The organism is Streptacidiphilus anmyonensis, assembly GCF_000787855.1.
GTDB classification, from domain to species: domain Bacteria; phylum Actinomycetota; class Actinomycetes; order Streptomycetales; family Streptomycetaceae; genus Streptacidiphilus; species Streptacidiphilus anmyonensis.
The window spans coordinates 22,586-32,741 of record NZ_BBPQ01000036.1; the positions used below are offsets into that span (position 1 = coordinate 22,586).

10 protein-coding genes are annotated in these 10,156 nt (G+C 73.8%); 7 read left to right on the forward strand and 3 right to left on the reverse strand.

The window, feature by feature from the left end:
* Positions 1–7: 7 nt before the first annotated feature.
* Both TR50_RS26155 and TR50_RS26160 read right to left on the reverse strand, forming a co-directional pair.
* Positions 8–1,177 (reverse strand): NADH-quinone oxidoreductase subunit D, encoded by a 1,170-nt coding sequence (locus TR50_RS26155; protein ID WP_042426877.1) that lies wholly within the window; start codon positions 1,175–1,177, stop codon positions 8–10.
* Positions 1,174–2,232, reverse strand: coding sequence for an SAM-dependent methyltransferase (locus tag TR50_RS26160; RefSeq protein WP_042426880.1), 1,059 nt, complete (start codon positions 2,230–2,232; stop codon positions 1,174–1,176). Before TR50_RS26160 ends, TR50_RS26155 begins: the two co-directional genes overlap by 4 nt.
* A 158-nt stretch (positions 2,233–2,390) precedes the next feature.
* Here TR50_RS26160 and TR50_RS26165 point away from each other — a divergent pair, with 158 nt between their 5' ends.
* Positions 2,391–3,569 carry a sensor histidine kinase gene (locus TR50_RS26165; RefSeq protein WP_042426883.1) on the forward strand — a complete coding sequence of 393 codons (1,179 nt, stop codon included), beginning with the start codon at positions 2,391–2,393 and terminating at the stop codon, positions 3,567–3,569.
* Between the two features lie 71 nt (positions 3,570–3,640).
* Positions 3,641–4,318, forward strand: a complete 678-nt coding sequence (locus TR50_RS26170; RefSeq protein ID WP_042426886.1) for a response regulator — start codon at positions 3,641–3,643, stop codon at positions 4,316–4,318.
* Between the two features lie 27 nt (positions 4,319–4,345).
* On the opposite strand, the gene TR50_RS26175 is transcribed toward TR50_RS26170, so the two are convergent.
* Positions 4,346–5,500 (reverse strand): threonine aldolase family protein, encoded by a 1,155-nt coding sequence (locus TR50_RS26175; protein ID WP_042426889.1) that lies wholly within the window; start codon positions 5,498–5,500, stop codon positions 4,346–4,348.
* Between the two features lie 148 nt (positions 5,501–5,648).
* Here TR50_RS26175 and TR50_RS26180 point away from each other — a divergent pair, with 148 nt between their 5' ends.
* From TR50_RS26180 to TR50_RS26200, 5 genes are all read left to right on the forward strand, one after another.
* Positions 5,649–6,320, forward strand: a complete 672-nt coding sequence (locus tag TR50_RS26180; RefSeq protein WP_236654598.1) for a lysophospholipid acyltransferase family protein — start codon at positions 5,649–5,651, stop codon at positions 6,318–6,320.
* 242 nt (positions 6,321–6,562) lie between these two features.
* Entirely contained in the window at positions 6,563–7,498 is a 936-nt protein-coding gene (locus tag TR50_RS26185) for a Rossmann-like and DUF2520 domain-containing protein (RefSeq protein WP_042426893.1), read from the forward strand.
* Positions 7,495–8,355 carry a pantoate--beta-alanine ligase gene (gene panC / locus TR50_RS26190; RefSeq protein WP_042426902.1) on the forward strand — a complete coding sequence of 287 codons (861 nt, stop codon included), beginning with the start codon at positions 7,495–7,497 and terminating at the stop codon, positions 8,353–8,355. The genes TR50_RS26185 and panC overlap by 4 nt, the downstream gene beginning before the upstream one ends.
* A gap of 52 nt (positions 8,356–8,407) precedes the next feature.
* Positions 8,408–8,854 carry an aspartate 1-decarboxylase gene (gene panD, locus TR50_RS26195; protein ID WP_042426904.1) on the forward strand — a complete coding sequence of 149 codons (447 nt, stop codon included), beginning with the start codon at positions 8,408–8,410 and terminating at the stop codon, positions 8,852–8,854.
* A partial coding sequence (locus tag TR50_RS26200) for an L-aspartate oxidase (protein WP_063775148.1) occupies positions 8,851–10,156 on the forward strand: 1,306 nt, incomplete at its 3' end. The genes panD and TR50_RS26200, both read left to right, overlap by 4 nt.

Here is a 10,156-nt window from a genome sequence, read left to right on the forward strand (position 1 = left end):
CCCTCGCCTACTTGTCGACGTCTCCCACGACGAAGAACAGCGAGCCCAGGATGGCCACCATGTCCGGGACCAGCGTGCCCGGCAGCACCTCGCTGAGGACCTGGAGGTTGTTGAAGGACGCCGAGCGCAGCTTCAGCCGCCACGGCGTCTTGTCGCCCCGGGAGACGAGGTAGTAGCCGTTGATGCCCAGCGGGTTCTCCGTCCAGGCGTAGGTCGCGCCCTCGGGGGCCTTGAGGACCTTGGGGAGGCGCTGGTTGACGGGGCCCTGCGGCAGTTCCGCGATGCGGTCCAGGCAGGCGTCGGCGAGGTCCAGGCTGTTGTGCACCTGGTCGAGCAGGACCTCGAAGCGGGCCAGGCAGTCGCCGGTCTGACGGACCGGAACCCGCAGCACGTCGGCCAGCTCGCCGTAGGCGAGGTACGGCTCGTCGCGGCGGAGGTCGAAGTCGACGCCCGAGCCGCGGGCGATCGGACCGCTCACGCCGTAGGCGTGGACCAGCTCGGGGGAGAGCACGCCGACACCGGCCGTGCGCGCGCGGAAGATCTCGTTGCCGAGGACCAGCCGGTCGAAGACGTCCATCCGGGCCCGCACCGCCGCGACCGCGCCGCGGACGCGGCCGTACCAGCCGGCCGGGACGTCCTCCTTCAGACCGCCGACGCGGTTGAACATGTAGTGCATGCGCCCGCCGGAGGCCTCCTCCAGGACGGACTGGAGCCGCTCGCGCTCGTCGAAGGCGTGGAAGATCGGGGTGATCCCGCCCAGTTCCAGCGGGTAGGAGCCGAGGAACATCAGGTGGTTCAGCACCCGGTTCAGCTCGGCCAGCAGGGTGCGCGTCCAGGTGGCGCGGACGGGGACCTCCATGCCGAGCATCCGCTCGACGGCCAGCACGACGCCCAGTTCGTTGGCGAACGCCGACAGCCAGTCGTGCCGGTTGGCCAGCATGATGATCTGGCGGTAGTCGCGCGCCTCGAAGAGCTTCTCCGCGCCGCGGTGCATGTAGCCGATGATCGGCTCGGCCTCGCTGATGCGTTCGCCGTCCAGGCGCAGCCGCAGCCGGAGCACGCCGTGGGTGCTGGGGTGCTGCGGCCCGATGTTCAGCACCATGTCGCTGGTGCCCAGCTCCGTGCCGCTGCCCGCCAGACCCGCGCCTGCGCCGATGCCGACCGTCGTCTCCGTCATGACACCAGAGTCTGCCATCCCCCGAGGGACGGGAGGTCCCGCATGTCCACGGCCTGAACACCCCAGAGGAAGGAGCCGAGGCCCGCGGCGGCGGTCAGCTCGGCGGCCTCCCCGGCCGAGGCCAGGGCGCGCACGTAGGCGGCCGGGTCGCTCGACGCGAGCGCGAGCGGGGGCCGGGCGCCGCTCACGCCGAGCGCGCGCAGCGCGTCGCGCTGCGTCGTCCACAGGCTGTGGGTGACGCGCGGGTTCGCCCGCGCCGCCGCGTCGAGGCAGGCGTCGAGGGCGACGTGGGCGGTCAGGTCGCAGGAGCCGTCCGGGACGGGGTCGACCTGGCGTCCGTCCCGGTAGCCGGTCAGCGTGCCGAAGGGCGGCCGGTCCGCCCGGGTGTGCGCGTAGTCGACGGCGACCGCGAGGCCGCGTCCGACCGCGCCGACGGCCTCCGTCCAGGCCTCGTCCCGCCACCGCCCGAGCTCCGCGCGCTCGACCGGCGTGCCCCGCGTGCCACCGGCCGTCCCGCCGGGGAACCAGTCCCGCAGCCATGCCGCGTCCGCCGCGTCCAGCGGCCCGCCCGGCCGCTCCGCGCCCGTCGCCGGATCGACCAGCACGTAGCGCAGGACGCCGTCGTCGTCGGTCTCGGCGACCTCGCAGGGGACGTTGTCCAGCCACTCGTTGGCGAAGAGCAGCCCCGCCGGGACCGGTTCGATCCGGTCCGTCCAGGTGATCCAGGCCGGCAGCCCCCGCGGGCGCGCGGCCCGCTCCACGGCGACCAGCCGCAACCGGTCGGCCAGCCCCGGGTCGGCCGCGCGGGCCTGCGCCCCGAGGGCGAGCAGCAACTCGCCGCGTCCCGCCCCGACGTCGCAGACGGTCAGCTGCTCCGGCCGGTCCAGCGCCTCGTCCACCCACCGGGTCAGGCGCAGCACCGCCTGGGCGAAGAGCGGCGAGGCGTGGACGGAGGTGCGGAAGTGCGCGGCGGGTCCGGAGTCTTCGCGTACGAAGAACCCCTGCGGGCCGTACAGGGCCTGCTCCATGGCCGCGCGCCAGGGCAGATGGCTCATGCCCTCAAGCGTCCCAGCGGGCCCGGCCCCCGATCCAGTCGGGGCCGTGATCGGCGCCAGGAACGATTGCCGCCGCCAACCAACTCCGACTTCCGGAGGAGAGCGGAGTCACCCCGGCGACGGAGGGCGGGGCTTGGCGCGCTGCCTAACCTGGAACCGTGCAATTCCTCTACAGCTGGTTCCGCAGCCACCCGATGGTGTCCGACACCGTGTGGGCCGTGCTGCTGTTCCTGCTGTCGATGCTCGAGGCGATCACGCAGGACAGCATGGGGCAGGTGCTGCTGGCCCTCGTGCTCTGCACCCTCGTCGCGATCCGACGGCGCCACCCGGACTTCGCGCTGTGGGCGGCGGTCGCCGTGGCCTTCGTCCAGCTCGCCTACGGCCGGAACATCCACGCCTCGGACCTGGCGCTGCTCGTCCTCGGCTACGGCGCCGCCGCCTTCGGCAAGCCGTGGACCTCGCGGGCGGCGCTCGCGCTCGGCTTCGTCTCCGGCCCGCTGGCGTTCGTCGCGTTCTCCGACACGTCCATGCTGGTCCGGCCGCAGGACGTGGTCGCCTCGCTGATCGCCTCCACGCCCTTCGTGCTTGCCTGGCTGCTCGGCCGGTTCACCAGCATCCGGCGCGCCTACTACCTGGAGCTGGAGGACCGCGCGGCCCGGCTGGAGCGCGAGCGCGACGCCCAGTCCAAGGTGGCCGTCGCCGCCGAGCGCGCCCGGATCGCCCGCGAGCTGCACGACGTCGTCGCCCACAACGTCTCGGTGATGATCGTCCAGGCGGACGGCGCCTCCTACGTCATGGACGCCTCGCCGGAGCAGGCCAAGGAGGCGCTCGTGACCATCGCCGCCACCGGCCGCCAGGCGCTCGCGGAGATGCGTCGCCTGCTGGGCCTGCTGCGCAGCGAGGAGTCCACCGGCGAGTACGTGCCGCAGCCCGGCGTCGAGCAGCTGCCGGACCTGCTGGAGCAGGTGCGCAGCGCCGGCCTGCCGGTGGAGTTCCTGGTCGAGGGCGACCCGCGCCCGCTGCCGCGCGGCGTGGAGCTGACGGCCTATCGCATCGTGCAGGAGGCGCTCACCAACGCCCGCAAGCACGGCGGCCCGGCTGCCAGCGCGACGGTGCGCATCCGCTTCCAGGACAGCGACCTCGCCATGGTCATCGAGGACGACGGCCGCGGCGCCAGCGCCGAGCTCGTCCACGCCGGCGGCGAGGACGGCTACGGACACGGTCTGATCGGGATGCGCGAACGCGTCGGCATGGTCGGCGGCAGCCTCGACGCGGGCCCGCGCGCCGGAGGCGGCTTCCGCATCGAGGCCGTGCTGCCGCTCGGCTCCGTCCGGTAGAACCTTCCCGGACTCCTGGACCCGACCGCGTCCTGGACCGAACCCCTCCCACGACCGCAAGGAGAGCCCGCGTGACCGTCCGGATCATGCTCGTCGACGACCAGGAGCTGCTGCGCACCGGCTTCCGCATGGTGCTCCAGTCCCAGCCCGACATCGAGATCGTCGCCGAGGCCGGCGACGGCGCGCAGGCACTGGAGGTCCTCTCCGCCGTCGAGGCGGACGTCGTCCTCATGGACGTGCGGATGCCGCGCCTGGACGGCGTCGAGGCCACCCGCCGCATCTGCGATCCGGCGACGCCGCTCGCCTCGCGGCCCAAGGTGCTCATCCTGACCACCTTCGACCTGGACGAGTACGCCTTCTCCGCGCTCAAGGCGGGCGCGAGCGGCTTCCTGCTGAAGGACGTCCCGCCGGTCGAGCTCGTCGCGGCGATCCGCGCGGTCGACAGCGGCGAGGCCGTCGTCGCGCCGACGACGACCCGCCGCATGATCGACCGCTTCACGACCGTGCTGCCCGCCGCGGCCGAGCCCAAGCTGACGCCCGAGATGGAGCGGCTGACCGACCGCGAGCGCGAGGTGCTGCTGCTGGTCGCCCAGGGCCTGTCCAACGGCGAGATCGCCGAGCGCCTCGGCCTGTCCGAGGCGACCGTCAAGACGCACGTCGGCCGCATCCTCACCAAGCTGGAGCTGCGCGACCGGGTCCAGGCCGTGGTCCTCGCCTACGAGACCGGCCTGGTCCGGGCCTCGCGCTGAGCCGCTCGCGTCCAGCCGCGCGCCGAGCTAGCGGAGCATCTTCAGGAACTGCCCCAGCGCGTCCTCGATCTCCTGCGGAGTCCACTCCAGCGCCGGAGCGGCGACGGTGATCTCCGTGAAGGACAGGCCCGGCACGGGCGTCGCCCGCCAGCCGCGGAACAACGCCCTCCCGGTCTCCTCGGCCTGACGCAGCGTCGTCTCGTTCAGCGCGTCGGCGGCGTAGGGGAGCAGGTACTGGAACTGGTGCGTCTGCGGCACCCCCGGGTTCACCCGGCTGCCCGGCACCGCGGCCAGTGCCTTCGCCACGACCTTGGCGTGCGCGACGTACTCGGGCAGCCGCGGCAGCTCGCGCTCCAGCCCGACGAGGGCGGAGAGCACGGCCGGCCACTGCTGGTACAGCTGGCCGCCGTAGCGGTGCCGCCACGCCCTCGCCTGCGCGACGAACTCCTCGGGCCCCGCGAGCGCGGCGCCGCTGACCCCGCCCAGGGTCTTGTAGAAGGAGACGTACACCGAGTCGGCCAGCTCCGCGATCTCCGGCAGCGTGCGGCCGAAGTGAGGCGTCGTCTCCCACAGCCGGGCGCCGTCGAAGTGCACCACCGCGTCCCGCTCGCGCGCCGCCTCGACGGTGGCCGTCAGCTCCTCCCAGCTCGGCAGCACGAAGCCGGCGTCGCGCAGCGGCAGCTCCAGCATCAGCGTGCCGAAGGGCTCGTCGCACTCGGCCACCTCGTCGGCGTTCGGCAGCCGGGGCTCGCGCGTCGGCCAGACGCTGCGCAGGCCCGTCAGCTGGCTGTAGGCCTGGCGTTCGTGCACCTCCGGGTGGGCCAGCGGGTGCATCGCGACGACCTGGTTACCGGTGCGCTCGGCCCAGCAGCGCAGCGCGACCTGCTGGGCCATCGTCCCGGTCGGGAAGTAGGCCGCCGCCTCCGTGCCGAGCAACTCCGCGACCCGCTCCTCCAGCGCGGCGACGACGCCGTCGCCGTAGAGGTCCGTCCGCTGGTCGAGGTCGTACGCGGCCCGGCCCGCCTCCCCGGAGAGGTCCGCGAGCCACTCGCCCATGCTGAGCGGTCGTACGCCGGACAGCAGCCGCTCCGCCCCGCGCACGGCCGCGAAGCGGCGCTCGGCGCCGTCCGCGGGCGGCGCAGCCGACGGGGGCACGGACGCGGTGGGGTGTTCGTTTGCCATGACGTCAGCCTCCCAGACGCGGGCCCGTACGTCGCCGGACGTGCGCTCACCGAGCGGGCGACATGACGTAGCATCCGCAACGCCCGTCACTCTTTCCTCCCTCCTCCCTGCGTTCGTCCGCGGCTCGATCTGTTCAGGAGCAGCCACCTTGTCCCAAGCCCTCGCCAAGCTGGTGCTGTCCCCGATGACACGGGCGGTCTACCGCCCGGTCGTGATCGGCCGCGAGAACGTCCCGAGGACCGGCCCCGTCATCATCGCCAGCAACCACCTCGCCGCGATCGACAGCGCGGTCATCCCGCTGGTCGCGCCGCGCCCCGTGGCGTTCCTGGCCAAGGCCGAGTACTTCACGGGGACGGGCGTCAAGGGCAGGGCCAACAAGGTCTTCTTCTCCTCCATGGGCTCCATCCCGGTCGAACGCGGCACCCACCGCGCGGCGCAGGCCGCGTTGGACGCGGGCCTGGCCGTCCTCCAGGAGGGCGGTGCGTTCGGCATCTACCCGGAGGGCACGCGTTCGCGCGACGGCCGCCTCTACAAGGGCCGCACGGGCGTCGCCTGGCTCGCGCTGGCCTCCGGCGCGCCGGTCGTCCCGGTCGCCCTGACGGGCACCGAGCGGATCCAGCCGGTCGGCAAGCTGATGCCCCGGCTGCGCCGGATCACGGTGCAGTTCGGCAAGCCCCTGGACTTCTCCGACCGCATCGGCGTCACCCCGGTCGGCCCGGTCCGCCGTGCGATCACGGACGAGATCATGGAGGCGATCCACGCGATGAGCGCGCAGCCGCTGGCCGGGGCGTACAACGAGCACCCGAAGGCCGAGGAGTAGCTTCCCGGGGGCGCGAGAAACCTCCCGAGAGGGACGGCCCTGTCCGCTCGGGATCCTGCTGCCCCGGGTGGCCTGTCGCGCCCACGCGGCGGAGCCGCATATCGGCAGAGCCTCGCGTCCCTGGGCGGTGCAACTTCCCCGCTGGCCGAGCGTGGTCCGCGCCACAGCATCGGCTCGCGTCCGCGCCGTAAACTGTCCGGGAACGTCTGGTACCTGCGTAGGACTGGAACGGAAACCGCACCATGGACGACCTCGGGCTGCCCGCCTTCGGCGATCCCGACCCCACCGCGCCGGACAACCGGCCCGGACGCCTCGCCGTCGGCGTCGTCGGCACCGGGCGCGTCGGCCCGGCCCTCGGCGCGGCCCTGCAGTACGCCGGCCACAAGGTCGTCGCCGCCTCCGGCGTCTCCCTCGCGTCGCGGCGCCGCGCGGACGCGCTGCTGCCGGGCGTCCGGCTGGTCACGCCGCCGCAGGTGCTGGCCGCCGCCGATCTCGTGCTGCTGACCGTCCCGGACGACGCGCTGGAGGACCTGGTCGCCGGTCTCGCCGCGACCGGCGCGGTGCGCGCGGGTCAGATCCTGGTGCACACCTCCGGTGCCAAGGGCGTCTCCGTGCTGGAGCCCGCCACCCGGGCCGGGGCGCTGCCCCTCGCCCTGCACCCGGCGATGACCTTCACCGGCACCTCCGTCGACATCGCCCGCCTCGCGGGCTGCCCGTTCGGGGTGACCGCGCCGGAGGAGCTGCGGCCGGTGGCCGAGGCGCTGGTCGTGGAGATGGGCGGCGAACCCGAGTGGATCCCCGAGGAGCGGCGCCCGCTCTACCACACGGCCCTCGCCCACGGCTCGAACCACCTGGTCACCCTGGTCGCGCAGGCGATGGAGCTGCTGGCGCTGGCCGGCGTCGCCGAGCCGGGCCGGATGCTGGGCCCGCTGCTCGGCGCGGCGCTCGACAACACCCTTCGCGCCGGGGACCTGGCGCTCACCGGGCCCGTGGCCCGGGGTGACGCGGGCACCGTCCGCACCCACATCGAGCAGCTGCGCGGCACCACGCCGCAGCTGCTGGAGGCCTACCGGGCCATGGCCCGGGCCACCGCGGACCGCGCGCTGGCGGTCGGAACGCTGAAGCCGGAGGCCGCCTTGGCCCTGCTGGACGCCCTCGCCGAGGAGAACGACCGATGACCGTCCTGGTGCACACCAAGCGCGAGCTCGAAACCCGGCGCGGCGCCGCCGCCGCGGGCCCGCGCGCCGTCGTGATGACGATGGGCGCGCTGCACGAGGGCCACGCCGCCCTGGTCCGCGCCGCGCGCGAGCGCGCCGGGGCGGAGGGCACGGTCGTCGTCACCGTCTTCGTCAACCCGCTCCAGTTCGGCGCGGGCGAGGACCTGGACCGCTACCCGCGCACCCTCGACGCCGACCTGTTGCTGGCCGGCGAGGCGGGCGCCGACGTGGTCTTCGCCCCGGGCGTGGACGAGGTCTACCCCGGCGGCGAGCCGCAGGTACGGCTGTCCGCCGGACCGATGGGCACCGGCTACGAGGGCGCCTCGCGCCCGGGCCACTTCGACGGGATGCTGACCGTCGTCGCCAAGCTGCTCCACCTCACCGCGCCGGACGTGGCGTTCTTCGGCGAGAAGGACGGCCAGCAGCTGGCCCTGATCCGGCGCATGGTCGCCGACCTGAACTTCCCGGTGGAGATCGCGGGCGTGCCGACCGTCCGCGAGGCGGACGGTCTGGCGCTGTCCAGCCGCAACCGCTTCCTCTCCGCCGAGGAGCGGGAGCGCGCCCTCGCGCTCTCCCACGCGCTGTTCGCCGGGCGGGACGCCCGCGCGGCCAGCGCGGCCCCGTCGGCGGTGAAGAAGGCGGCCTCAGGCGTTCTCGAGGGGGCGGGAAGCACCATCGCTCTCGACTACCTCGGCCTGATCGACCCGTCCGACTTCACGGAGATCGACCGGGAGGACTTCACCGGCGAGGCGGTCCTGGCCGTCGCCGCCAAGGTGGGGGCCACCCGCCTCATCGACAACGTCCGCATCCGGTTCTGACGCCCGTCAGCGCCCACGGCATGTACTTCCCCCAAGGAGACGTGACCAGCCAATGATCCGCACGATGCTCAAGTCCAAGATCCACCGGGCCACCGTCACCCAGGCCGACCTGCACTACGTCGGCTCGGTCACCGTGGACGAGGACCTGCTCGACGCCGCCGACATCCTGCCCGGCGAGCTGGTCCACATCGTCGACATCGACAACGGCGCGCGTCTGGAGACCTACACCATCGCCGGGGAGCGCGGCACCGGCGTGATCGGCATCAACGGTGCGGCGGCCCGCCTGGTCCACCCCGGTGACCTGGTGATCCTCATCGCCTACGGTCAGATGGAGGACGCCGAGGCGCGCTTGTTCGAGCCGCGTATCGTCTTCGTCGACCGCGACAACCGGATCACGCACACCGGCGCGGACGCCGCCGCTGCTCCAGAGGGCAGCGGCCTGACGCGGGGAGACGCGATCGTCGCGGCCCCCGCCCTCGCTGTACGGAGTCACGAATGAGCAGCACCGCCCAAGTGCCCAGCCCCTCAGCGCGCAGACTCGCCGCCCCCGCGCCGGGCTGGACGAAGACGACCGACGTCGTCGTCGTCGGCTCCGGCGTCGCCGGGCTCACCACGGCCCTGCGGGTGCGTGAGGCGGGCCTGCGCGTGCTGGTCGTCACCAAGGCGATGCTCGACGACGGCTCGACCCGCTGGGCACAGGGCGGCATCGCCGCCGCGCTCGGCGAGGGCGACACCCCCGAGCAGCACCTGGAGGACACCCTCGTCGCGGGCGCGGGCCTGTGCGACGAGGAGGCGGTGCGGATGCTCGTCACCGAGGGCCCGGGCGCGGTCCGCCGCCTGATCGCCACCGGAGCGACCTTCGACCAGGACGACGAGGGCGAGATCCTGCTCACCCGCGAGGGCGGCCACCACCGCCGTCGTATCGCCCACGCGGGCGGGGACGCGACCGGCGCGGAGATATCGCGCGCCCTGGTCGAGGCCGTCCGCACCGACGACGACCTCGAACTGATCGAGCACGCCCTGGTGCTGGACCTGCTGACGGACGCGAAGGGCCGCACGGCGGGTCTGACCCTGCACGTCATGGGCGAGGGCCAGCGCGACGGCGTCGGCGCGGTCCACGCGCGGGCCGTCGTCCTCGCCACCGGCGGCCTCGGCCAGGTCTTCTCCGCCACCACCAACCCGGCCGTCTCCACCGGCGACGGCGTGGCGCTCGCGCTGCGTGCCGGCGCGGAGGTCGCGGACCTGGAGTTCGTGCAGTTCCACCCGACGGTGCTGTGGCTCGGCCCGGACGCGGAGGGCCAGCAGCCGCTGATCTCCGAGGCGGTCCGCGGCGAGGGCGCGCACCTCGTCGACGCGGACGGCGTCCGCTTCATGGTCGGCCAGCACGAGCTCGCCGAGCTCGCCCCCCGCGACATCGTCGCCAAGGGCATCATGCGCCGCATGCACGAGACCGGCGCGGAGCACATGTTCCTCGACGGCCGTCACTTCGGCGCGGCGATGTGGGAGGAGCGCTTCCCGACCATCCTCGCCTCCTGCCGCTCCCACGGCATCGACCCGGTCACCGAGCTGATCCCGGTCGCCCCGGCCGCGCACTACGCCTCCGGCGGCGTGCGCACCGACCTGCGCGGCCACACCTCGGTGTCGGGCCTGTACGCCTGCGGCGAGGCCGCGTGCACCGGCGTCCACGGCGCGAACCGGCTCGCGTCGAACTCGCTGCTGGAGGGCCTGGTCTTCGCGGAGCGGATCGCGGCGGACATCATCGAGCGGGACCGGCTCGGCAAGGCGCCCCCCCCCCCCCCCC